Origin of the sequence: Streptococcus mitis B6 (assembly GCF_000027165.1) — a bacterium.
GTDB classification, from domain to species: Bacteria; Bacillota; Bacilli; order Lactobacillales; family Streptococcaceae; genus Streptococcus; species Streptococcus mitis_AR.
Map to the genome: position 1 here is coordinate 1764682 of NC_013853.1, position 24063 is coordinate 1788744.

20 protein-coding genes and 1 riboswitch are annotated in these 24063 nt (G+C 37.1%); of the genes, 1 reads left to right on the forward strand and 19 read right to left on the reverse strand.

Translation table 11 applies throughout. The features are described from left to right. Window positions 1-248: 248 nt before the first annotated feature. The 18 genes from SMI_RS08700 to SMI_RS08785 all read right to left on the reverse strand — a co-directional run bounded on the left by SMI_RS08700 (window position 249) and on the right by SMI_RS08785 (window position 20530). Window positions 249-1820 (reverse strand): recombinase family protein, encoded by a 1572-nt coding sequence (locus SMI_RS08700; protein WP_000301254.1) that lies wholly within the window; start codon window positions 1818-1820, stop codon window positions 249-251. A gap of 3 nt (window positions 1821-1823) precedes the next feature. Next, window positions 1824-2237: a recombinase family protein gene (locus tag SMI_RS08705; protein WP_000510187.1), complete on the reverse strand. Its 414-nt coding sequence runs from the start codon at window positions 2235-2237 to the stop codon at window positions 1824-1826. Next, window positions 2238-3752 carry a recombinase family protein gene (locus tag SMI_RS08710; protein WP_050152857.1) on the reverse strand — a complete coding sequence of 505 codons (1515 nt, stop codon included), beginning with the start codon at window positions 3750-3752 and terminating at the stop codon, window positions 2238-2240. Between the two features lie 168 nt (window positions 3753-3920). Next, window positions 3921-5477 (reverse strand): hypothetical protein, encoded by a 1557-nt coding sequence (locus tag SMI_RS08715; protein ID WP_000036818.1) that lies wholly within the window; start codon window positions 5475-5477, stop codon window positions 3921-3923. After that, entirely contained in the window at window positions 5452-6180 is a 729-nt protein-coding gene (locus tag SMI_RS08720) for an ABC transporter ATP-binding protein (RefSeq protein WP_000889773.1), read from the reverse strand. The genes SMI_RS08715 and SMI_RS08720 overlap by 26 nt, the downstream gene beginning before the upstream one ends. Window positions 6181-6290: 110 nt before the next feature. After that, window positions 6291-6908 carry a TetR/AcrR family transcriptional regulator gene (locus tag SMI_RS08725; RefSeq protein WP_001205793.1) on the reverse strand — a complete coding sequence of 206 codons (618 nt, stop codon included), beginning with the start codon at window positions 6906-6908 and terminating at the stop codon, window positions 6291-6293. Between the two features lie 185 nt (window positions 6909-7093). After that, entirely contained in the window at window positions 7094-7993 is a 900-nt protein-coding gene (locus SMI_RS08730) for a TDT family transporter (RefSeq protein ID WP_000735986.1), read from the reverse strand. Between the two features lie 215 nt (window positions 7994-8208). Beyond that, window positions 8209-8757: a carboxymuconolactone decarboxylase family protein gene (locus SMI_RS08735; protein WP_000206776.1), complete on the reverse strand. Its 549-nt coding sequence runs from the start codon at window positions 8755-8757 to the stop codon at window positions 8209-8211. A gap of 131 nt (window positions 8758-8888) precedes the next feature. Continuing rightward, a complete protein-coding gene (locus tag SMI_RS08740; protein ID WP_000891467.1) occupies window positions 8889-10211 on the reverse strand; it encodes an alanine/glycine:cation symporter family protein in 1323 nt (440 codons plus the stop codon). A 90-nt stretch (window positions 10212-10301) separates the two neighbouring features. After that, a riboswitch (glycine riboswitch) is annotated at window positions 10302-10390 on the reverse strand. 199 nt (window positions 10391-10589) lie between these two features. Next, a complete protein-coding gene (locus SMI_RS08745) occupies window positions 10590-12137 on the reverse strand; it encodes a DUF6287 domain-containing protein (protein WP_000734930.1) in 1548 nt (515 codons plus the stop codon). A gap of 135 nt (window positions 12138-12272) precedes the next feature. Continuing rightward, on the reverse strand, window positions 12273-13289 hold the full coding sequence (locus SMI_RS08750) for a hypothetical protein (RefSeq protein ID WP_001035287.1): 1017 nt from the start codon (window positions 13287-13289) through the stop codon (window positions 12273-12275). A 58-nt stretch (window positions 13290-13347) separates the two neighbouring features. Then, complete coding sequence (locus SMI_RS08755; RefSeq protein ID WP_000759972.1) at window positions 13348-14562, reverse strand: endo-beta-N-acetylglucosaminidase; 1215 nt, start codon at window positions 14560-14562, stop codon at window positions 13348-13350. Between the two features lie 171 nt (window positions 14563-14733). After that, entirely contained in the window at window positions 14734-15513 is a 780-nt protein-coding gene (locus tag SMI_RS08760) for a hypothetical protein (protein ID WP_001260020.1), read from the reverse strand. A gap of 258 nt (window positions 15514-15771) precedes the next feature. Further along, entirely contained in the window at window positions 15772-16593 is an 822-nt protein-coding gene (locus SMI_RS08765) for a nuclease-related domain-containing protein (protein WP_012972591.1), read from the reverse strand. Window positions 16594-16608: 15 nt separating this feature from the next. Further along, on the reverse strand, window positions 16609-17067 hold the full coding sequence (locus SMI_RS08770) for a nucleotide exchange factor GrpE (protein ID WP_001288306.1): 459 nt from the start codon (window positions 17065-17067) through the stop codon (window positions 16609-16611). Between the two features lie 7 nt (window positions 17068-17074). Next, window positions 17075-18442, reverse strand: a complete 1368-nt coding sequence (locus SMI_RS08775) for a tetratricopeptide repeat protein (protein ID WP_000111449.1) — start codon at window positions 18440-18442, stop codon at window positions 17075-17077. Window positions 18443-18454: 12 nt separating this feature from the next. After that, window positions 18455-19993 (reverse strand): Hsp70 family protein, encoded by a 1539-nt coding sequence (locus SMI_RS08780; protein WP_000030106.1) that lies wholly within the window; start codon window positions 19991-19993, stop codon window positions 18455-18457. 9 nt (window positions 19994-20002) lie between these two features. Then, entirely contained in the window at window positions 20003-20530 is a 528-nt protein-coding gene (locus tag SMI_RS08785) for a hypothetical protein (protein ID WP_000598973.1), read from the reverse strand. 212 nt (window positions 20531-20742) lie between these two features. On the opposite strand from SMI_RS08785, the gene SMI_RS08790 reads away from it, so the two are divergent. Next, a complete protein-coding gene (locus tag SMI_RS08790) occupies window positions 20743-21672 on the forward strand; it encodes a helix-turn-helix domain-containing protein (RefSeq protein ID WP_001150386.1) in 930 nt (309 codons plus the stop codon). A 49-nt stretch (window positions 21673-21721) separates the two neighbouring features. On the opposite strand, the gene SMI_RS08795 is transcribed toward SMI_RS08790, so the two are convergent. Beyond that, a complete protein-coding gene (locus SMI_RS08795) occupies window positions 21722-24058 on the reverse strand; it encodes an endonuclease MutS2 (protein ID WP_001035051.1) in 2337 nt (778 codons plus the stop codon). Window positions 24059-24063: the final 5 nt, after the last annotated feature.

Below are 24063 nucleotides of genomic sequence, written 5' to 3' on the forward strand. Positions count from 1 at the left end.
AACTTATCAATTGTCTTTTTATACCTCTGCTGATTAGATGAAGTCTTTTCAATAGCCTTTAAATTACCATTCATTTTGCTAAAATAGCTCATTTACATCAATCATGTTGTCCACTCCTTATTAATAATAATATCAACAACATTGTTGATATTATTATACGTAAATTCACAGTCAAAGTCAATCCGTAAATAAGAAAAGCCACCAATCAAGGAAGTAACACCTCTCAATTGGTCGCCATTTCTGATATCCTATATCTCAATATCTATTTCAACACCTGATTTAAATTCAACAGTGAGCTTATCATCAAATACCGTAACTTTTTCAATAAGCCGCCTTACTAATTGCTCATCATATTCCTCCAACTCGCAGGATTGTTCATTTAAGAAATCAGTCATTTCAGCGATTCGTTGCCTTTTTCCTTCACGCTCTGCATTCTCTGCAAGTGCATTTTGCTTCAATTCTCGAAGGCGGTAAATTTCATCAGCCACATCTTCATAGTCATTCTTGGACTTTGCTTGTATAAGAAGCTGTTGTTGTAATTCTTCCAATTTGCCTTCAATATCATCGGTGGCATTATCATTTTCTTCATTAAATACAGTAGCTATGTTTTTCTTCAAGGTTGAGAGGAAGGGTTCTTTGTTAGCCAAAAGCTCGTTAATAGCCTTGACCACTGCTGTCTGCAATGTTTCCTCGTTTATGGTAGGAGCAGTGCATTCAGACCCTTTTTCCTCCAATCGGCTAACACATCTCCAAACAATAGACTTGTAGCCTCTGTTATTCCAATGTACCCGTCGGTAAATATCGCCGCAGTGTCCGCAGTAAACAATACTCGATAAAGCATACTTGCTGCTATAGACTCGCTTTTTACCGCCTTTGCGGCCACGAAGATTTGCTCTTCGAACCATCTCTTCTTGAACTTGCATAAAAAGCTCCCTTGGAATAATCGGCTCATGGCTGTTTTCTACATAATACTGGGGAACGATGCCGTTATTCTTGACCCGCTTTTTAGAAAGGAAATCAACCGTATATGTCTTTTGTAGAAGGGCATCACCGATGTACTTTTCATTCTGCAATATCTTTTTTAGTGTTTCTGGTCTCCATTTGGCTTTGCCTGCCGCTGTAAGAATACCGTCTGCTTCTAGTCCTCTTGATATTTGTAAAAGACTAGCTCCTTCAAGGTACTCTCTATAAATCCGTTTAACAACCTCTGCACCCTCGGGGTCGATGACTAGTTGCTTGTTTTCATCCTTGGTGTATCCAAGGAAACGCTTATGGTTGACCTGGACTTCACCTTGTTGATATCGATACTGAATGCCCAGCTTAACGTTCTGACTTAAGGATTGGCTTTCCTGTTGGGCAAGGGAAGCCATAATAGTCAGCATAATTTCACCCTTGGAATCCATGGTGTTGATATTTTCTTTTTCAAAGAATACAGCGATGTTTTTATCTTTTAACTGACGGATGTATTTAAGGCAGTCTAACGTGTTTCTGGCAAATCGGCTGATGGATTTTGTAATGATCATGTCTATTTTTCCTGCCATACATTCCTCAATCATGCGGTTGAACTCTTCACGCTTTTTGGTATTTGTACCTGTGATACCATCATCCGCAAAAATCCCTGCCAATTCCCATTCCTTGTTTTTCTTAATATAGTTTGTATAATGTTCAATCTGAATTTCATAACTTGAAGCCTGCTCCTCACTATCCGTTGAAACACGACAGTAAGCAGCCACTCGTATTTTGGGTTTGCTCTCACTAGTTTTATTATTTCCGACTCGTTTAATTGCCGGAATCACTGTGACATTTCTACTCACTGCCACTTGTTACACCTCACTTTCTATCAAACTGTAGGCATATTCCGCCTGCTTGTATGGGTCTTCATATTTTTGCACCAGAGGTTTTGCTTTGAACTTTACAGGGTAATCCGTTTTCGGTTCATCTTTAGGTTCCCTTATCCTCCCGAGCTTTTCTGCTCGTTTTCGTTTTTCTTCTCTGGCTTTTTCAAATGTCTCCTCATCAATAATGGGAGGGTAAAATTCATCGCCTAGGTAGTGCTTGTTCTGCAACATCTTACCTGCTGTGGCATGATAACAATCTATCCCAGCTTTTTTAGCAGCTTCCTTCAAAGAAAGGCCTGCCAAGTATCCGGAAAATAATTCTTTTACCTGCTCAGAAGTCTTTTCATCCACAACAGCTTTTCCATCTTCAATTCTATATCCATAGGGTGTGTGACCCATCTAATTCACCAACCTTTCCTTCAATGTGATTCCACATTTTAATTCAAAACCTACTTCCTCCCGTGAAAAGACAATAATCCTCTCTACGTAATCTTCAAACAACTCATCCTCATAAGCTGTGAGCATTTTGGACTTAGTGGCAAACTTAAGCAGACGGTCAACTTCATCTACTTTAGCAAAATTGCCATTGACGGAACGAGTAAGTTGATCCTTTTCGGCAAGAAGCCTTTCTCTTTCTGCCTCCAGTGCATTCTTTTCTTTATTAAACAGAGCAGGTTCCAGATACCCTTTGGCCATTAAACCTGTCAGTACTTGGCTCTGCTCCATGTTGTTTTCAATTTTAGTTTCCAACTCTTCAATTCTACGAAAACTCGCTGCATTGTTTTGGTTACGTAACCCATGAAAAAGTGGTCTTAATATAAACTTCTGACCGAATATGAGTTTATTCATCATCGTAACAAATGCAGTCTTTATATCTTCATCTCGAATGAACTGCATGGAACATTCCGTTATATTGCTGATATGCTTACTGCAGCACCAAGCAATGTATTTTCTTGTACCAGATGAATGAATCCGTCTTTTAAAGGTACTGCCACATTCCGAGCAGATAATTTTGCTAGAAAAGGAATATCGGTTTAGATATTTACTGTTGCGTTTTTCGATTCCTTTTTCCTTGGCTCTCTGATTGAGAATGGCATCTACAGCTTCAAAATCTTCAGGGCTGATAATTGCCTCATGGTGGTTTTCTACTAGATACATATTTTTTTCACCATAATTGGTGTGCCTGTTAAAATGGCTATCAGTATAAGTCTTTTGCAAAATAACATCGCCAGTATATTTTTCATTGGTCAGAATCCCTCTAATCGTAGTAGCTGTCCAACGACCACCTCTTTTTGAAGGGATACCCTTTTGATTAAGATCATTTGCAACTTTCTGTGTGCCTTTGCCCGATAATACCTCTGCAAAAATATACTTCACAATTTCAGCTTGCTTGGGGTTTATTATCATCTGACCGTCAATGTTTTGATACCCATATGGTGGGTAGGAAATTTTAAAGGTTCCGTTTTGGAATCGTCTTTGAATGGCCCACTTCGTATTTTCGGAAATGGAAATTGACTCACTTTCTGCAAGCCCACTTAAAATGGAGAGCATCAATTCGCTCTCCATTGAACTCGTATTGATGTTTTCCTTCTCAAAATAGATATGAACCCCAAGGTCGATCAGTTTTCGAACCATCTCCAAGCAATCTGTAGTATTTCTGGCAAATCGGCTAATTGACTTTGTAATAATTAAGTCAATTCTCCCAGTTTCACAGTCTGATAACATTCTAAGTAGGTCAGAGCGGTTTTCCTTTTTCGTGCCGCTGATACCCTCGTCATAATATAAGCCTGCGTATTCCCATTCTGGATTAGCCTTTATATAGCTCTCATAATGGGCCTTTTGTGCTTGCAAGCTGACAAGTTGTTCATCACTGCCTGTAGAAACTCGACAGTAGGCAACTACTCGTGTTTTTATTAGAAATAATTAATAAAATATCCATTCTAATGGGATTTGATAGGGAATCAAATATTCTAACTAAATCTATCATCTTTTATTCCTGAAATATTGCAAATAAACTTAATATTGAAATAAACACCATTATATCTTTTAATAATTTTTTTCATAGAACATCTCCTCCTTAAACTAAAAATTTAATCTACAAGTTTTTATATAAACGCCACCCGCAATAACGAGCAAAATAAGTGCTACTCCCAATAATGTAGGTACTATAGAAAAATGCAAAAACCAATGGAAAAGAATTGGTATAACTAATGCAGCCATTCCAATAATTGCAGATACAATAACAGGCATACTCTGTTTTACTATCATCATCTCACTTTCCCATTCAAAGTTGGGAAATTTTTTATTCAAAGAAATTCCAATCACTGTTATAAAAACGGAATAACAAATAGGAACAATTATTAAGCTGATGGTTTGAAGAATGTCCATATCAAGCTTTAGCAAAAATATAAACACAGAAACAATATATCCAATTAAATGAAGCGTAAGATTTACTGCAATCTTAGAATTTAAAATCGTTTTTACCATAATAGGAGAACTTTGCAAAATCCAAACATTTTTACCTTCTAAAGATATGGAAAATGCTGCCGGACAACTAAGCAAAAACATTGAAGCAATACACATTGGAGCAAAATTCGAAAGATATTCATTAATATTTTCGATTCCCGAATATTCCCCTATTTGTTGTAAAGAATTAAAAAGAAGAAATATACTAAAAACACATAAAAGTATTACACCAAGACCTGCATTCAACACTGCCATATATGAGTTTAGAAACAGTCCCATTTCTTTTTTATATAGGGCAAAAAATACTGATTTTCTATTATAAGATTTTTTGTTATCAGAATATCTTGATGTTGTTTTAGCAAGAGTATTAAGCAATCCATACTTCAATGAAACCATTTTGGCAAATATATAAAAAAATACTATTGAAAGAACAATAAATAATCCTACTCCAATGTACATTGGAAAATTATAGTATTCCATAAATAGCTTAGATAGTGGGTACAATCCGGTAATTTGCTTAGAAAGCATAATCCCAATACCATTTTCATTACCTGATTTCATAGCTGCCACTGCAATATATCCAATTATCCCTATCATTGCAAATGAAAAAATTAAAGCAATAACATTTTTTCTCTTAAAGAAAGATGAAGCAACAACAATAACGATTCCCATACATGCTGCTATACACATAGGTATCAACGGAACAAAAATTATGGAAGTAAAATACAATATAATCTGTAATACATTTAAACTTCCGTTTAACACCCAAACAATTCCTCCCGGAAGCATAAACATCAATCCTATTAAAAAATTCAATAAATACATAAACATAAACTTGCTGCTTATAATATCCGAACTTTTTACAGGCAATGACAAAAGATTTTCCATATCACGACTGCCAAATAAAATCCCATTCGAATAAAATATTGTCAAAAATAATATTGCAAAGCTTGATACCGATACCATATATGCCGGTATCAACTCCTGCTGTCCCAGTTGTACCAATGTTTTGGCTGTTATGATATTATAAACAAAGAAAAATATAGCAAGAGTTATTATTCCAAAACTTGCAATAACAATTGAACTTTGTTTTTTATTTCCCGGCTCTTTCATTTCGTTGATCGGAAAGAAATTTATCAATTGTGCTCTAATTAGTATCCAAATTTTGCTCATTATCCTGCACCTCCATGAAAAAAGTTTCCAAAGATTTATTGCCTTTGACTTCTTCTGTATTTCCGCTCGCAATTAACTTTCCATTTTTTATAATTGCAATTTTATTACATAATTTTTCTGCAACATCCAATACATGTGTTGAAAAGAAAATAGCTCCTCCATCTGATACGCATTCGTGCATTATTTTCTTTAGTAGAAAAGTTGCTTTCGGATCAAGTCCAACAAAAGGTTCATCTAAAATTAGTAACTTTGGAGAATGCACCAGTGCAGAAATAATCGCCGTTCTTTGCTTCATGCCATGTGAATACGAAGATATCATTCCCGAAAGATGTTTCGTCATTTCAAACAAATCGCCGTATCTCTGAATTCTTTCTCTGCGTATCTCAGTAGAAACTTCAAATAAATCAGCAATAAAATTGATGTACTGAAATCCTGTCAGATGTTCATATAAATCCGGATTATCCGGAATGTATGCCATTATTTTCTTACAAATAACAGGCTCTTCTTTAATAGAATGCCCGTCAATCGTTATACTTCCATTCTCAAAATCATGAATTCCAACTACCGCTTTTATCGTTGTAGTTTTTCCGGCTCCATTTGCACCAATGAATCCATAAATATCTCCAGACTGTACTGAAATGGATAAGTTTTCAACAGCCTTTTTGTTCCCATAGAATTTACTAAAATTCTTTATCTCTAACATAATTTCCACCTCCATTGACAATTTGTCAGTTATTCCTTGAAATAAAACCGATAACTTGTGTATCAGTAGCTATCGGCAAATTATTCTCCTTGCAAACATTCTATTCTTTTTTAATTAATAAAGAGCTTTTTCGTATTTAAGCTTTGTTCAAGCATTATCTTAAATGCATTTAAGTAGTTATCAACAGGTTCTTCCTTTAAATATCTTATACTTATGTTATTTGAAACAAAAACATAAGCTGTCATAAGCAACTCTGCTGTTTCTAATGGATATTTTACAGAAAAAACTCTTTCCATTATTCCTTGATTTAAAATCTTTTCAAAATATATTGTCAGTTTTTCAACAAGCTTATGGGATAACTTATCTATCATATATTGATTTTCTTTAAGGTCAATTGTTTTTTGTAGCACTGTACCCTCTGCTGAAATATTTTCTGAAGATATAATTGTAACATCTATAAATGATCTGATTTTTTCTATGGCAGTTTTATCTTCATCATAAGCAATAATATAAATATCTTTCAGTAGTCTATCTGAATATTGTTCTACAAGACAATATAAGATATCCTCTTTATTCTTAAAGTGATAATATAACAACCCTCTTGATATATTTACTTTATCAACTATATCCTGAGTTGTTGTATTAGTATATCCTTTCTCCATAAAGAGTATCATTGCAGCATCCATAATCTCTGCACGTCGTATTTCAGGTTCTTTTACATCTCTCATTTTATACCTCCTATTTAAAGGATATCACGCAACTGACATTTTGTCAATTGCGTTTTCTCATTTCTCTTGAATTTTATGGTATAATATATTTACAATTTTAGAAAAATGCTTAATGCTTGCTTGACTTTTGTAGCAAGCACAGTAAGTGTACGGACACTTACGAAATAAGGTTTAGCTATTTCTAGCTAGACCTTTTTTCGTAACCAAATCAGATAAGCGCCTAATACAAAGAGCAAAATGATTAGGCAAATAACAGTTTCAGCCAATACCAGATAATCCAGAAATGGAAGTTTCAAGAGTCCCTGAGCCATCTTGAGCGAAGTAGCTGTGATAATAGTCGGGAAGGTGAGGGCTGAGAAGGCTGGTTGAAAACCTTGTTTTAAAATATTGGGCAAGCGACTCAATACAAAGAAAAAGAAGGATTGAGAAGCCAAAATCATGACAATCAAGAGCCAAGTCGGCAGGTTGGATCCTCCTACTCGAACCAGAGAAGCCAAGAGTAGAGAGAAGGGAGCACAGTAGATTCCTTCTTGTCCAAGCAAGGCTAGTGGGAGCGGTTGTTTCTTTAAATCGCTATAAATAAGGGGATAGAGATAGAAGGTAAGAAGAAAACCAAAACTCAAGGTTGCATAGGCAATTTCGATGATGCCTACGAGAGGATAGGTCAAGGTTGCCACTGCTATCCCTACATAGAGAACCGTCCAGCTTGGGGTCGCAGGAACCCTACGACCCGGACAGGCAAACTTGATGGTAAAACCAGCAATCAAGGACAAATCCAAGAGAAATGAAAACCACCAGAGTCCTTGCGCTACCAAAGGAAGATGAGGGAATACGCGAAAGATATAGGTAGATAAAATCATCCCAGCCATAGGAAAGGTGGCCATTCCTGACAAAAGAGGAGGCTTGGTCAATTCTTGCTTACTTTCTTTCCAATTGAGCAGACGAAGAATCAGAAAGAATAGCCACAAAATCAAACCTGATAGACTCAGTAGATGTGATAGAACTGGCACTGTATCTAAAACGAGATTTCCAGCTCCTGCCAAACCTAGCAAACAACCAGAAAATACTAAGGGGAGTTTTTTCATACCAACCTCCAATAATCATGTTAGTTTCAGTATAGCATAAAAGCGCTTAAATGAGGGATTAAAAAACGAAGTCCGATTATTTCATACTCTTCGAAAATCTCTTCAAACCACGTCAACGTCTCCTTGCCGTACTCAAGTACAGCCTGCGGCTAGTTTCCTAGTTTGCTCTTTGATTTTCATTGAGTATCAGACTTCATTTTGTGATCAGATATGAATTAAGCATAAGGTTGCAATTCTGGGTTAATTGGGGTATTGGCTAGGTTGTTGGCATAGTTACAGAGGCTTGCTAGGCTGACACCAAGAACCACATCCAAGGCATTTTGTTGGGTGTAACCAGCTTCTAAAAACTCACCCAAGGCTTCATCTCCTACACGACCCTTGGTATTGATAACTGCCAAAGTAAACTTAGCTAGGGTATCCAATTTAGGATCTGTTTCAATTGGAGTACGATTGCGAAGGGCTTGAAGCAGATCATCGTTCATCTGGATTTGTTTGATTGAAAAGGCTGTGTGACCTGCGACGCAGAAGGCACAACCATTGGTCACAGCTGCCGTGATTTGCACCACTTCACGCTCAACAGGCGTCAAGCTGTTACGACGATTGATGGCTCCGACAGTTCTGTAGGCTTCTAAAGCAGTTGGTGCATTAGCCAAGAGACCAATTAGGTTGGGAATATAGCCATTGTTATCTTTTTGCACTGTTTCAAGAACTTCTTTCACTTCTGCTGGTGCTGATTCGACTGTATGGATTGTAAATGTTGTCATTATAAAACCTCTTTTCATGTTGTTGAAACCTAGTCTATCACAGATTCTATACCATGTATAATATATATTTTAAATTGCACCGATAGAAATTTCTTATGAAAGTAAAAAATCACACGCGATGTGTGATTCCATTATTTATTAAAATACTTTTTAGTCTCAGCAATAACGACCGGCGACAAGACTAAGAGGGCAATCAAGTTTGGCAGAGCCATCAAGGCATTGACAATATCTGCGATAATCCAGACCATATCCAACTCGATAAATCCTCCCAACAAAACCATGAGTACAAAGACCACACGGTAGAGCCAGATAAAGCGAACCCCAAAGAGAAACTCAAAGCAACGTTCCCCGTAATAGTTCCAACCTAGAATCGTTGTAAATGCAAAGAGCACAAGGAAGATGGTCAAGAGGGCAGGTCCAAAGTGTGAAAAGACTGTTGAGAAAGCAGACTGAGTCAAGGCAACCCCATTTAAGTCACCACTCCAAACCCCAGTTACCAAGATGGTCAAACCAGTCAGCGTACAGATAATGAGTGTGTCTATAAAGGTTCCTGTCATGGAAATCAAACCTTGCTCTACTGGTTCGTTTGTCTTAGCTGCAGCAGCTGCAATGGGAGCAGAACCCAGGCCAGATTCGTTTGAGAACACACCACGCGCCACACCATTTTGAATAGCCATCCGAATGCTAGCACCAGCAAATCCACCTACCGCAGCAACAGGACTAAAAGCTGATGTCAAGATTAGAGCGATTGTGGCAGGGAGTTTACCAACATTAAAGAAAATAACTGTAAGAGTCCCCAAAATATAAATGATAGCCATAAAAGGAACAACAGCTGTCGAAATCTTAGAAATAGACTTGAGTCCACCAAAGACTGCAATCGCTACTAAGACAGATAAAACGAGAGCCGTAATAGCTGGCGAAATAGTCGTCGTATTTTGGATAGATTCTGTTATCGCGTTCAATTGGGTGAAGGTTCCGATTCCCAATAGGGCTACTAAGACACCTGCGATAGCAAAGAAGATAGCAAGTGGTCGCCACTTTTCTCCCATCCCTAGAAGGATATAGTGCATTGGGCCTCCCGCTACTGCACCATGGTCGTCCTTGGTGCGGTATTTAATAGCTAATAAACCTTCCGCATACTTGGTTGCCATCCCAAAGAAAGCCGCCATCCACATCCAAAAGAGAGCTCCTGGTCCACCGACCTTGATAGCTGTCGCCACTCCGATAATATTTCCCGTACCAACTGTCGCTGCTAGGGCTGTACACAAGGCCGCAAAACTGGATACATCCCCATGCCCCTTATCCTTGATAAAAATAAGCTGAAAGGCCTTAGAGAGACGCAAAACCTGCAAAAGTCCTAAACGGGCAGTTAGGTAAATCCCTGTTCCGACCAATAAAATCAAGAGGGGTGGACCCCAAGCAAAAGCATCAATTGATTTAAGCAATTCTAACATTTCCTTCTCCTATCTTCTCAACCCCAAAAGAAAGAGCACATGCAAGATACATGTACTCTGGAATGCTTAGATAAATGCTAAAAAGCGGTCTATCCTAGCTCTGTCCTTTTACCTGAGAGTTTGAGCAGTTGCCTGCCTTGCCCCTTCGGTGCCTTCACGGTCTCTCCAGAGTTCCGTCCATTTACAGTCACGGAAAATCAAACGATTTCCCACTTCTATTAAACTTCATTCGGTGTTGGTATTTAATTGATTCTTATTTTACAAAAAATGTTGGCTTTTGTCAATAGATTTTGGGAAAATCTTATTTGACTCTGTAGAAAAAGATTGAGCATTCCCATGTGCGTGAGGTGCTGTTAATTAAATGAATCTGTTTCACTCCTAGTCTACACGATATAAGAATTGCTCTGGATCACCATGTAGCGGAAATGAAGCATGGAAGATGATTCGATCTTTACTAATATCCGAAGCATCCGTGACCACCTTACCCATAGATGTCCCATCAGGTATTCTAACACCTGCTGGTACGAACTTTATAAAGACTCCAAAATCTTTGGCCGAATAGCGAGCTATCAACAAACCATTTACCAATTCTGATTCTGTAAGGTCAACTTTAAATCCCTCTGGCGCTATCAAGCCATCTTTACTAAAGACTAAGTCTTCTCCTCCGTGACCATTACTCCATCTTCCTTCAATACTAGAAAAATCTCCATTTTTTATGGCATTTATATCCATTTTCCCAGAAGCAGTTTTGCTAGTTGAAGATGCTGTTGCAACAAATTTTTCTGTTACAGATTTCCAAGTCAGACTAGATAGATTCATTCGAGCACCTGGACTGACTTCATCCTCTGTCTTAGCTTCTTTAACCTTCTCTAGTTTGTCCCCACTACTATTCAACTTCCAAATGGTATGAATGGTCTGTGGGTCTCCTGCGAACGGATTCCACTGGGTATAAAGCTTCCCATCTTCTAGTAGATAGGCCTTAAAGCGTGTTCCAAGCATCTGCATTTTATTTTCAGCATTGGTGAGACGAATAACTTTCTGATCTTTGAGTGTAAAAATATCTAAAATCTCACTACCATTTTTCGAAGAGACAATCAATTCATCAATACCATTTTTATCCATATCAACCATTGCATAGGTAAAGGCTTGACTGCGTTCTGCCATCCCTGCATAGATATTAGCGGTTATATTGATAGTATCCTTAACTTCTGATTTATGGTCTAGAAGAAATTCATAATCCTTCAAAATGCTATTATAAGGACTATAATCTACACTTGGTTTCCCCTTATCTGCACTTGCCCCTCCAGGAATCTTATCTGAAACAGACTTCCAACTTAGAGTCTCCAGAGAAATGGGAGAACCGACCCCAAGATCTGCAAGTTCTTGAGCTTCCTTAGCTTTTACCAAAGACTGTCCATCTTCACTAAATTGATAGTGGGCATAGATGTGACTCGTTGCTGTACCAGCCCCACGATAGAGTAGGGAATTGTCTGGCAAGATACCGACTGTCATTCTCTCACCAATCTGGTCTAAACGATTTTCTTGATTGGTCAGGCGGATCACCTTTCCATCTTTCAAAGTACGGATATCCAGCAAACTCTTCCCACCACTCTTCATTTCAAGAGCAATCAAGAGTTCATCCACTCCGTCGTTATTCAAATCTGTCTTGTGGTAAACTACATCTGTGTAAAATCCTTGAGAAGACTTCACTTGACTAGCCAGAGGATTGACCTCCATACCGGTCGTCAAGGTGCCTTTTGCTACTTTTTCATAGTCATCGAGAACCTTGTTATATTGGCTGTAATCTATCTCTGGACTTGCTACTTCCTCGGATACTGGTTCAATAGTTTTGTTCCAAGGTAGATACTGACACCCTCCTAGAACTAGTGTCAGTGAAAGTGTTGTAGCTAATAATAACTTTTTCATATTACTCCCTTATCTAAGCGAAAGGAATCAGCATGTGCCAATTCCTTTCGCTATTTTTACTGTATCAAAATGTTGCCTATAAACAAATTATTTTCCGTTTCAATTTATTATAGGCAACTCTAACAAGCTATCGTTCTATTTCACCCACTTACCAGAGCCATCTACTGTGTAGCCATCTGGGGTACGTTCGTTAACCGCCATCTTACCATTTGACTTGAGATAGTAATCGCCTACCCATGTGTTACGAGCATAACTACCTTCTGATGTTAAGTAATAGTAAGAGCTATAGCTACTATCATAGATCCACTCACTCTTAGCCATTTTACCATCTGATTTGAGGTAGTAGCTTCCAGCCCAAGCATTACGCGCATAGCTACCCTCTGCTGTCAAGTAATAGTATGATTGATAGTTATTGTCATAAATCCACTCGCTCTTAGCCATATAACCACCTGATTTAAGATAGTAGTTGCCTGACCAAGCATTTTGAACATAATTTCCTGAAGCATTTAGGTAGAAGTAAGAATTGTACTGAACATCAAACACCCATTGATTGACCACTTTCACACCAGCTTTGTAGTATGAAGAACCTGACCAGCCAGTCTGACCTGAGTTAGAGTTAGCAGATTGTTTTGGAGTTTCAGTTGCTGTTGGTTTTTCCGTTTCTTTAGGAGTTGAAGAGTCTAGAGGATTGACATATTTTCCATCTTTAACGGTAAATATTACTGATTTACCACTAAACTTATGCAAGGTATCTCCTTCTTTACTTTCTCCATGAAATTGTAAGTAATATTCACCATCTGGAACATTTGCAAAATTAGTCCAATCTTGCTTTGTAATCGGAACAGATGATTTATCAAATCCTTGATTGAAAGTATCTTTTCTAGGGATTTGACCTGTCTTTGCATTTACAATATCTGCATATATATATACAGAATATTTTACAGGTACATTTTCAACAGTCATATCCACATAAATACTTTTATTTTCTGCACCTGGTGTAATTTTATAGTCCACCTTATGATTTTCAATTTTGGTAATTTCTGCATGCACTGTTTGCGCTGAAAAAGGTAGAACTCCTGCTGTGTCAATAGTTGACAATACTCCGACTGTTGAAAGTGCCAAAGCACATACTAATAATTTCTTTTTGTTCATGTTATTCATTTCCTTTATTTTATTTTTAATATTTATTTGTTTAAAACCTAACATTCATTTATCCGACAAAACGATGATTCTTTACACGAAAGACAACCGATTGTCCATCGTATACCTTGCCATCTTGTCCTTTTCCTTTGATAACAAAGCGATAACTTCCATCTGGAGTTGCACTAAAGAAGTGACGAGTTTGAAAAGCACGTAAACTTGGATTGTAGGTCACAGTAAACTGAGTTTGTGTAGAAACTGAACCTGTATTTGCATCAACTAAGGCAAAATCATAGGCTACTTGATAAGATGAGGATGGAGTGCTAGGTAGAGCGATATCGATATAAGTCATAGCATCATTAACATGGTAAAGGCTTATTCCTAATGATGTTGCTTGTGAACTGCTTGCTGTATGAGTTCCCTCAGAACTAATCCACTTGCCTGAGCCATCAACTTGATAACCATCTGGTGTACGCTCATTCACTGCCATCTTACCATTTGACTTAAGATAATAATCACCTACCCAAGTACCATGAGCATAACTACCTTCTGAGGTTAAGTAATAGTAAGAACTGTAGTTACTGTCATAAATCCACTCACCTTTAGCCATCTTACCGTTTGACTTGAGATAATAGTTGCCTACCCAAGTGTTGCGGGCATAGTAGCCATCTGAGGTTAAGTAATAATAAGCTCCATAGCTCTTATCATAAATCCACTCACTCTTAGCCATGTATCCACCTGACTTAAGATAGTAATCACCCTCCCATGCATTTTGAACATAATTACCTGAAGCATCTAGGTAGAAGTAGGAATTATAGTTCTTATCGAAAATCCACTTACTGGTAACTTTAGTACCATTTTGGTAGTAGGACGAACCTGACCAGCCAGATGGAACTGTAGATTTTGGAATTGGAGTTGGATCTGGGGTTGGTTTTTTATCCGTCAGCTTCTTAATAGCCTCTTTAAACTCTTCTACAGTCCCCTTCCACTCTATGTAATTGGCACCAGACTTATTCTCAAGAGCTATATAATTACGAGCAGATTCTTCGAAATAAGATAATTCTGGAGTGGTTTTTGTGGCCCAAATAATGGGACGATTAGCAGTTCCCTTCCAATTTTTAAATACTTCTGAACCCTTCAGAACAAGAATATAATATTTTGCAGCTGTAGTCAGCGTTTGTTCATCCGCTCTAACTGTTGATACAAAGAAAGGATTTGTATCACTTGTTGTAGTAGCAAGACCCACTGCTAAAACAGCAGAAGCGAGTAAAATGTATTTTTTCATCAAAAATCTCCTTTATATTTTTATTGTTTACGGTTACAGTATGGTATGGATTTTACCATATTGACGAAAAGAGTATTTATGTTTACCTTTATTTGATTTCCAGACTAACTTTTTATGAAAGGGAAGCTAGACTTAGGCTTTCTCATATTAAAGTAAAGATTTTCTATTTTATCATTTCCACCTACTCGTCAAATATGCATTTTCTCCTATTGTCCAGTTTTGATCATAAGGATCTACTGACCATTTTGTTGCCAGCAAAAAAAATGGAAACTTACTATAACCAATTTGAGCTTCTACTAGATTTGTGGTTGTGTTGTACCTTCTATCTCGTTTCCACTTACCAATTTTTTGACTTCTATTCCTATTCCAGATAAAAAGTTCCTCTGGCAGTGCATAAATTCTACCGTCATGAGAACTCCCTCTCATTACAGGATAAAGGTAGTGATGCAACTGATATTCACATCGCTTATTTAATAGCCAATATCCTAAAATCATATAGAAGGGATTTATCTTTTCAAGAGGTAAGATAATTGGCAAAAGTAAAGCATTACTCACATCCACTGGTTTTATAAGATACATTAACCATAACAATAGTGATGAAAAATAAACCATAAATGTATGTAGTGGTATTCTATTCAAAACAATCATATAGAATTTGTAATTCTTTATCTGTATCAAACAGCGTCTTACATTAATACTACCCACAATTATTTTATATAGAAAAATCACACAGAAGATAGGTAAAAAAATATATACAAAAATTAAGAAAGATGTTAAAACGATAAACTCAGCTATTCCAATAACAGCTGGATATTGAACTTTATATGTTTCAAAATCCTTTAATACAATGAACCATGGAGCGATAAAATACAAGCACGAGAATATTAGTAAAGCAATTTTTAAATAGAAAATATTCAAGAATTGACTTAATTTTAAAATGTTTGTTCTCATATAACTTCCTGCTCTCCTATCCATTCAATTTATCATTTCTTAAAACCATGACAATCTTCAAGCAGCCCCCCTATATTTGTTTAATAATTTGTAGGTAAATATTAATTAAAATAATTTCTAATACTTACTTCTACTTCCTCAGAAATATTTTACTGGATTGTATAAGTTCTAGTAAATTCAATTCGGCTCATATTATTCTTGAAATATAACTCATATAAAAAATCTATCACATCAAATACTTTACTATTTTTACATAATTTAGCGTTTCAAAAGCAAATTAAATGTCTGCCGAATCATCTGTCCACCAATTGTATCCCTAAACTTATCCTCCCTAGATAACTCATCTAACATCTCTTCTAGACTAACAGCCTTAATCTGACCTGGCCAAAAGACATTATCCAATCTACCTGCACCCTTATAGGTAGGCATCAAGACAACACGTGTTTCCAAGCAATAATATTTTAATAAATTTGCAAATTTATGGGAAAAGCTTTCTTCTGCATAAGACATGTTAGGGGACATTTTTTTAGGTCTACCTATTTGAGCTCCTGTAGCACTATCTATAGTGTACAATAAACCATCCGCTTCTCTATAAATCACATTTCCTGAAGCATAAAATTTTAAATCTACTAACCAAATTGTAGATCCAGAAACAATAACACAATCAATATCTGCATCTACCCTTTCATCTTCTAAATTGAGATTATGAACAGACCAAAAGGTAACTAATTTTTCTAAAAGTCCTTGTTTTTGTAATGCTTTCGCAAAATTAATTTCACCCTCTTGACCAAGATTAACTGCAGATTCATCGAATCCTGATTTATTCAATCCTTTTCCAGGTTCTCCAAACATCAATTCATGCTGATAAAGTTGATAATTCTTAAGCTTTTGTGGTTCAAATCCTGTCATTTTACCATTATGAGTTGCCTTTGAAATACTGGGAAGTTCACTGTGTTTGGGTGTGGAAAGAGTAGGTGGTTCTGGAGAAATCTTAGCATTTTGTCTTCTGCCCCAAAGAAATCCTAATATAAAATATAGTATATTTCTGCGATGCTTAAAAAAGCGCAACAATTTCTCCACCTCCTAAAAAATACCTTATTTAGCAATAGTCACTTTACTTGGTCTAAGAACCCTGTTATTTAACAAATATCCTTTTTGCAATACTTCAACAATATTATTTTCACTTTGTTCATCAGTAACTGCTACTGTATTAACAACCTCATGCATACTTGGGTCAATCATTCCACTATTATCAATAACTTGTAATCCATTCAATGAAAGAATTTGCAACAGTTCTTCAGCAATTGAAGTAAGCAAATCTGATTTTTCTTCAGATGATTCAATACGATCAATAACTTGAAGAATCTGTTTCATAAATGGAGCAAATTTCTCACCCTTATCTAAATCCTGTCTATAGATTAAATACTGCTTCAGTTCTTCAATCAGACTATTTTTTGCTTTATCTTCCAATAAACGGCGTGTAATTAAAGATTCGATATCTTCAACTTTATCTACGATATACGAAACTTTTTCATGCAATACTTCTTCACTCATAAAAACTTTATCCTTTCTTTCTTCTATTTATTTGCCATCCTTTAGGGTAATTGTAATACAAGACAATATTTGATAACAATGCCAAACTTAATGCGTTACTAATCCAAAAGATATTTACAAACTTATCAAAGAAACCACTCAAAAACCAATTGGCTGCAAAAACTAAGATGAACATGAGACATCCCATACCTTGTGAATGGCGTGTTGTGGCATAATTGATATAATTTTTATTTTCAATAAATTCATTGTAAAAATCATTATCTATAATTTTATTTTCAATCCCTAAACTTTGTGCCTTGGCCAAGTAAGCTTCTGCAATTCGAACACGCGCCTTATTATCTAGAACTGCTTCATTCTCATATTTTGTTCGATCAATATATTTTCTAAAGAAAGCCTCAACGTCTGTATCAGGTGCTTTTTTCATACGCTCTATCGTGATATCTAATAGTAACTTAAAATATACTTGCTGGAAATCTTTATTGTTACCATAGCGTTCGTTTAAGGTATCTAAATAATTCTCACACTCATCTTCAGATTTCAAAAATAGAATACCTGCATAGTGTAGTTTATGCTCTAGTGAATCTGAAACATCTACTAATTTTCTTGCAAAATTATAGGCTTCCTCATTATCTCCAATTTCTCTATAAGAGCATGATAAAAGGTAATAAATATATTCTTCATTATTTTTATTTTCTTCTAAATAATGATCATACAGATATCGAACATCTTTTACTGCCTGTTTATACTGATCAAATAAAAATAGTGATCTCCCCTTTTTCAAAAGATAAAAGGAATTATTAGATAGTTCAAAAGCTTCCTGATAATACTGAATTGCAAACTTTTGCTGATTCTTTTCACAATAAACATCACCTAACAAGGATAAGATATCTGCATTTTTAGGTCTCAACCTATTAGCTTCACTGATAGCTAATTCTGCATCCGATAACTTTCTATCTTCAAGGCTAATCATAGCCTTGAAATACCAAACATCCGCATCATTTCGATTTATTTTTAAGGCTTCTTCGATGTAGGAATAAGCTAATGATTTCTTTCCTGAATAGAAGGCCTGCCTAGCTGAATCAAGATAGCTTGAATTTGAATGATTAGTTGGAGTCGAATCAGGGACTCCTTCAGAACTTTGTTTAGAAACTTCTAATTCCCTATCATATTTTTGTCTGGTTTCTTCACTTTCAAATACTTTTTCTGCCTGTGCAATGACTTCCATCTTTCTCTCAGCCATTGATCTTTGAACAATATTTGGTGAACCTGTCAACTGGCGATAGCGTCTTCTATTTGACTTGATACTTTTTTTAACATCATCTAATGAACTTGTTTCTGAAATCCCTAACTCTTCATAATAGTTTATGACCGACATTGTGTTCCTCCCCTAATCAATAGTTAAATCTTTTATTTTACGACTAGCTACTTCTACAGCACTTTTATCGAGATTTGCTTGTCTCTCTACCTCAAAAGTCCCCAACAAGTGATTATCTGAATCATGTACCTCTACAAATACTGTTTGATCGACATCATAATGATAAGTTACCTTCAAAACCGTTCCTGCTGGCCAGTCACCTGGTAATTTAATGGTGCTCTCTCCTATAACCGTAACAAATTGTGGATCCTCGTCATCCCCTTGAGTAACCTCTACTAACACATTTTGTTGATTATCTACAACTGTTGAAAAATACTCAGAGTACTTGTTTGGTACCTTGGAATTTTTAGGAATAATAATTGTATTTCTTTTCACACCATTCGAAAGAGCCAGAGTTCCTAAAGCTTGAGAAGTGACATCCGAAACAACTAACTTTTCTGCTAATCCACGAACTGTTTCACTAACATCTGCACTTTCTGATTTATTAGCGATTTCCAATGCTGCCTGAATAGCTGCCCCTTGTGCTACAGCTTCATCTGGATTAATAGAATATACAATCTTCTTCCCAATTTTCTCTTCCAATTTTCTTTGTACCATTGGCATTCGAGTTGAACCACCTATTAATAGTACTTGGTCTATTTCATCCCATGACATTCCAGATTCTTCAACAACATCATCTAACAGCTCCTCTGTACGATTCATTAGACTTTTTGTTGCTTCTTCAAATTCTACACGTGTTATCGGAATTTTATAACTTTTTCCTTTATAGTCGAGAAAGACATTTGTTTTTTCTACAGTTGTTAGTCCTCTCTTTGTATTCTCTGATTTTTCACGAAGTAAGGCAGTAAAATGTTCATCCGTATAAATATCCTCTGCTCCCTGTTCTTCCATCTTTTCAGCAATAATCATTGATAAGGCGTTATCAAAATCAAACCCTCCTAGATTACGATCTCCATCGGTGGCAATAACATCAAACTCGCCATCTTTTATTTTCATTAATGTGACGTCAAAAGTTCCACCACCTAAATCGTATACCAATACTGTCTCATTTTTTTCTGCTGATATACCGTATGCAAGTGCAGCTGCTGTCGGTTCGTTTAAAACCCGTAAAACATTGAGTCCAGCAATTTCTCCAGCATGTTTCGTTGCTGTTCTACGAGCATCATCAAAATAAGCTGGAACAGTTATTACAACATCCTCTACCTTGTCACCAAGGGCATTTTCTGCTCCTTCTTTTAATCTTTTTAAAATGATTGCAGAAATTTCTTCTGCTGTATAAACAGTATCACTAGGAGAATCAAACTTCCAGTTTGGATTTCCCATTTGTCTTTTGACATACTGTACAACTGCTTCAGGACTACTTGCTGCCAAATTTTTAGCTTGAATACCAACAAGTGGTTCATCTTTCCCATCAAAATCCTGAAAGAATACAACAGATGGAGTTAAATTTTCACCATCTTGATTCAATAAAATTTGTGGTTGTCCAGTCTCTGATAATACAGATACTGCTGAATAAGTCGTTCCTAAATCAATTCCAATTGCTTTACTCATATTTCACTCCTAATCATTATTTGATTTAAACTGTGTTAGTATTTCTGTTAAAAACTCACAGTATTGTAATTCTGCATCAATCTTGCTCTGATTTTTCCCCAAAGTTCTAAGACTGCTAACTGTTAAATTACTAAGTTGAGCTCCTAATTTCTGACCCAATGACAAGTCCGATTCTCTAATTGCTTCCCTGAATCTTTTATTATCTTCTGATATATAGTATTTTTTTAATTGTTTACTCTCACCTAAAGTATCTATAGTCAGAAGCTGTACTGATCCTTGGTTTTTTAAACGAAAACAAAACTTTACATAGTCTTTCTGGTGATTTGGGTGTGAAATAACTAGACATTCTTCAATCTCTTTATTAAACAAACCACCGAGTTTTATTTGTTCTTCATCAATTTGACAAGGAAGATCAAACTCTTTTGCTTTTTCAACAATTTTCGTCTTGCAATATTCTAAATCCAATCTAGGATTATTCTCATCGGAATAATATCTCCATTCATCTATATAACTTTCCAATTCTTTGTATTTAATCATCAACAATCTCCTTTAAAATTTTATTGTTTACGGTTACAGTATAGCATAGCCTTCGCTCGATTTACGAAAAGCGTATTTATATTTACCTTTATTGAACAATTACCCCCCCCCCCCCCCGAAAAAACGTAACTATAATTACTTTTTTCTAAAAATTCCCTTAAAAACTGGTAGAATTATGGTAGAATGAAAAAAAGGACTTGAGGAGATTTAGGATGCAAGATGAAAGTATTTATGGATTAGTCTATAAGGCCATCCGTGAGGAAAGAGGGTTTACACAGAAGGAAGCCGCTGGTACTACAGTGACTCCACATTTTTTACGTCAGTTTGAGCAAGGGAAATCTCGAATAACCATTCAAAAATTTGAAGAGATTCTTTCTAATATTGGAATTGATAAAGAGACCTTTGATAGTCTCAAAGCGCAGATGTTCCCAACTGAATTTCATAAATTACAGGCTCAAATTGCTGATTTAGCCTATAAGCGTGAATTTAAAAAGATCCTTAGCTTGATTAATCAACCCTTGGAAAATCCTGGAATAGCTGAACACTATGTGATCGCCAATCGTGTAGTCAATAAATTTGCTATCGCAAACATCATCGGCGATTCTTTTCTGACTCCAAAAGACTATCAAGAACTAGAATATATCAAGAACTATCTTAGTGAACTGGACGACTGGAATAAAATTGAGGTCAATATCTTTTCATCTATCCTGCCTCACTTTTCAATCGAATTTTTAGACTACAGACTCTACCACTTATTAGATACTCTAAAAAAACAGACTGAATACCATTCAATCCGTACTGCTGACTACTATATTGCCTGCTTAAGAACTGCTATCAAGCATTACTCTGTTAATGGTTACTATGATAAAGCTGAGAATCTAGCTGTGAAGACTCTGGAGGTGATTAATGCCTTCCCTCTACTGAGTACCAAGATGACAGAGATGATTAGTCTTTCTATGGAACGGGCTAATAATTTTCTCAGACAAGATGATATCAAAGGTCTAGAGCTTGCTAAGCATATCTTTGCCAGTCTTGATAACTTTGAAAAGGTCTATCCAAATCAACTTCTGACTCGAATGAGAGAGGACTTCTTTGTTACTGTCACACAACTTAATCACACTGGACAACCTTTAGATGTCTAACCTAGAAAATAAAAAAGCTTGAGGAACCACATATTTCCTCAGGCTTTTCTTATCCTTTAAATGTCACAATAGTCGCACCACTGCCTCCAGCATTTTGTGGGGCATAACCGAAACTCTTGACATGTTTATTTCTTTGTAGGTATTTGGTGACACCTTCACGGATAACACCAGTTCCGATACCATGGATGATGTCGACTTGGGCCATATTGTTAAGCAAGGCTTGGTCGATAAAGGCATCTAGCTCATTCATAGCCTCTTCATAGCGTTTACCTCGAAGATCCAGTCTGGCTTGAGGTCCTCGACCAGAAGTTCGTTTCACAACATTGACTTGTTTCTTCTTGACTTGCTTTTCTTGCTGGGCTTGAACAAGGTCAAATTCTTTTTCTTCCAAGGACATCTTGATCAAACCAACTTGGGCTTCCCAGCGGCCGTCCTTGAGTTGACTAGTCAAGGTACCACGCTGTCCATAACTGAGAACCACGATATCATCTCCCACCTTTGGAGCTCGTTTTTTCTTAGCCTTTTGAAGAACCTTGTTTTTAGACAAGTCCACTTTTTCAGGAGCCAATTTTTTCAGCTTGGCCTTGGCTTCAATGATTTCATGAGGTTTGAGCTGGGACTTACTGTGGAGGTTTTTGAGAATCTGGTCACTCTCACTTAGGGCCATGTCTACAATCTCAGCAGCCTGTTCACGCGCCTTGTTAAGCTCGGTTTCCTTTTCACGATTGAGCTCGTTGTAGAGTTTTTTGAGAGCACGGTTCATCTTGAGATTTTCTTGCTCCACCTCACGGATATTGTCCAAGCGTTTACGGCTTTCCAGCGTCTGCTCTTCCAGCTGCTCAATAATACGATTGACATCATTGTCCTGATTGACCTGCTGGCTGGCATCCCCTACGATAACTTCAGATAGGCCTAGACGTTTGGCAATTTCAAAGGCATTGCTTCGGCCAGGAACTCCCTGCATAAAGCGATAGGTCGGGCGTAGAGTTGCAGTATCAAACTCCATGCTGGCGTTTTGCACAAAGGCTGTCTCGATACCATAGACCTTGAGTTCGGGATAGTGGGTCGTCGCCATGGTCTTGACTTGACGCAGGCGAAGGTCCTCCAGAATAGCCATGGCAAGGGCAGCTCCCTCTTGAGGGTCTGTACCAGCCCCCAACTCATCCAAAAGTAAGAGTGAATGTTGGTTAACCTTGCCAAGAATATCCACGATATTAGTCATGTGACTAGAGAAGGTAGACAAGCTCTGCTCAATAGACTGCTCATCGCCAATATCAGCAAAGATTTCTTCAAAAATACCAACACGACTTCCCTTATCTGCTAAAATCGGCAAACCAGACTGGGCCATAATCTGCGTCAAGCCCAGAGTTTTAAGCATGATGGTCTTCCCACCTGTATTGGGTCCTGTAATGACAATCGCTGTTAAATCTTGACCAAAATGGATATCATTTGCGACGGCATTTTTGACCAGAGGATGACATACATGGAGCAGTTGAATTTCCTGATTTTCTGACAGCTGAGGAACGACTGCTTGCCTTTCTTGGATAAAGCGTACCTTGGCACGAATCAAGTCCAGATGACCGATAATCCAAGCGTCATTAGCAATCTCAGCCGCATGAGGGCGGACACGTTCAGAAATTTCTTGGAGAATGCGAAGCATTTCATAGCGCTCATCTGCTCGCAAACTGGCAATTTCTTCGCTCAGTTTGACCACCTCACGGGGTTCGATATAGACGGTGTTTCCGCTGGCAGAAATATCATGAACGACACCTGCAATCTTATTGCGGTAGGTGTTTTTAACTGGTAAAACCTGACGGCCATTTCTGCTAGCAACAATTCCTTCCGTCAACATCTGCGCTTTTTGCTTAAGCAGGTCCTGTAGGACATCGCGTACCTGACTCTCGCTATCATGGATTTTTCGACGGATGCGAGCCAATTCTTCACTGGCAAAATTTTCAATGAAACCTGCATCATTGAAGGCTTGTAGATTTCCTTGTAATTGAGGAAAATCATGTAATTTCTCAAACCAAAGGGCTAATTCTTCCAAGCTGACATTTTCCAGATTGGCATAAAAACTTTGCAGTTCTCTGCTAGAAAGAAGCACGCGCTTCAAGAGTAGGAACTCCTCGATATTGAGGTCCGCTCCCATCTCCAACCGCTTGCAGACTCCTGCGATTTCCTTGGTTGCAAGAATGGTAAAATGCGGTTGCTCGACAAAGAGATCCTGCATTTCCTTCATCTCAGCAAAGGCCTGTTTGATTTTATCCGCTTTGGCAGTCGGAGCCAGCTGTCTCAATTGCTCCAAGCCCTGCTCGGTCAACAAATGAGGTTCAAACAAGGCCTTGACCTTATTGAACTCTAATGTTTCTAATATTTTCTTATTCATCTTTA

What these genes read in the sequence shown, in the direction of transcription:
- SMI_RS08770 (WP_001288306.1), bottom strand. Translation starts at nt 17,067, where the DNA reads ATGAGTGAAGAAGTATTGCATGAAAAAGTTTCGTATATCGTAGATAAA.
- SMI_RS08725 (WP_001205793.1), bottom strand. Translation starts at nt 6,908, where the DNA reads ATGAGAGATGTAAAAGAACCTGAAATACGACGTGCAGAGATTATGGAT.
- SMI_RS08720 (WP_000889773.1), bottom strand. Translation starts at nt 6,180, where the DNA reads ATGTTAGAGATAAAGAATTTTAGTAAATTCTATGGGAACAAAAAGGCT.
- SMI_RS08795 (WP_001035051.1), bottom strand. Translation starts at nt 24,058, where the DNA reads ATGAATAAGAAAATATTAGAAACATTAGAGTTCAATAAGGTCAAGGCC.
- SMI_RS08740 (WP_000891467.1), bottom strand. Translation starts at nt 10,211, where the DNA reads ATGTTAGAATTGCTTAAATCAATTGATGCTTTTGCTTGGGGTCCACCC.
- SMI_RS08790 (WP_001150386.1), top strand. Translation starts at nt 20,743, where the DNA reads ATGCAAGATGAAAGTATTTATGGATTAGTCTATAAGGCCATCCGTGAG.
- SMI_RS08750 (WP_001035287.1), bottom strand. Translation starts at nt 13,289, where the DNA reads ATGAACAAAAAGAAATTATTAGTATGTGCTTTGGCACTTTCAACAGTC.
- SMI_RS08730 (WP_000735986.1), bottom strand. Translation starts at nt 7,993, where the DNA reads ATGAAAAAACTCCCCTTAGTATTTTCTGGTTGTTTGCTAGGTTTGGCA.
- SMI_RS08715 (WP_000036818.1), bottom strand. Translation starts at nt 5,477, where the DNA reads ATGAGCAAAATTTGGATACTAATTAGAGCACAATTGATAAATTTCTTT.
- SMI_RS08705 (WP_000510187.1), bottom strand. Translation starts at nt 2,237, where the DNA reads ATGGGTCACACACCCTATGGATATAGAATTGAAGATGGAAAAGCTGTT.
- SMI_RS08755 (WP_000759972.1), bottom strand. Translation starts at nt 14,562, where the DNA reads ATGAAAAAATACATTTTACTCGCTTCTGCTGTTTTAGCAGTGGGTCTT.
- SMI_RS08745 (WP_000734930.1), bottom strand. Translation starts at nt 12,137, where the DNA reads ATGAAAAAGTTATTATTAGCTACAACACTTTCACTGACACTAGTTCTA.
- SMI_RS08735 (WP_000206776.1), bottom strand. Translation starts at nt 8,757, where the DNA reads ATGACAACATTTACAATCCATACAGTCGAATCAGCACCAGCAGAAGTG.
- SMI_RS08780 (WP_000030106.1), bottom strand. Translation starts at nt 19,993, where the DNA reads ATGAGTAAAGCAATTGGAATTGATTTAGGAACGACTTATTCAGCAGTA.
- SMI_RS08785 (WP_000598973.1), bottom strand. Translation starts at nt 20,530, where the DNA reads ATGATTAAATACAAAGAATTGGAAAGTTATATAGATGAATGGAGATAT.
- SMI_RS08760 (WP_001260020.1), bottom strand. Translation starts at nt 15,513, where the DNA reads ATGAGAACAAACATTTTAAAATTAAGTCAATTCTTGAATATTTTCTAT.
- SMI_RS08775 (WP_000111449.1), bottom strand. Translation starts at nt 18,442, where the DNA reads ATGTCGGTCATAAACTATTATGAAGAGTTAGGGATTTCAGAAACAAGT.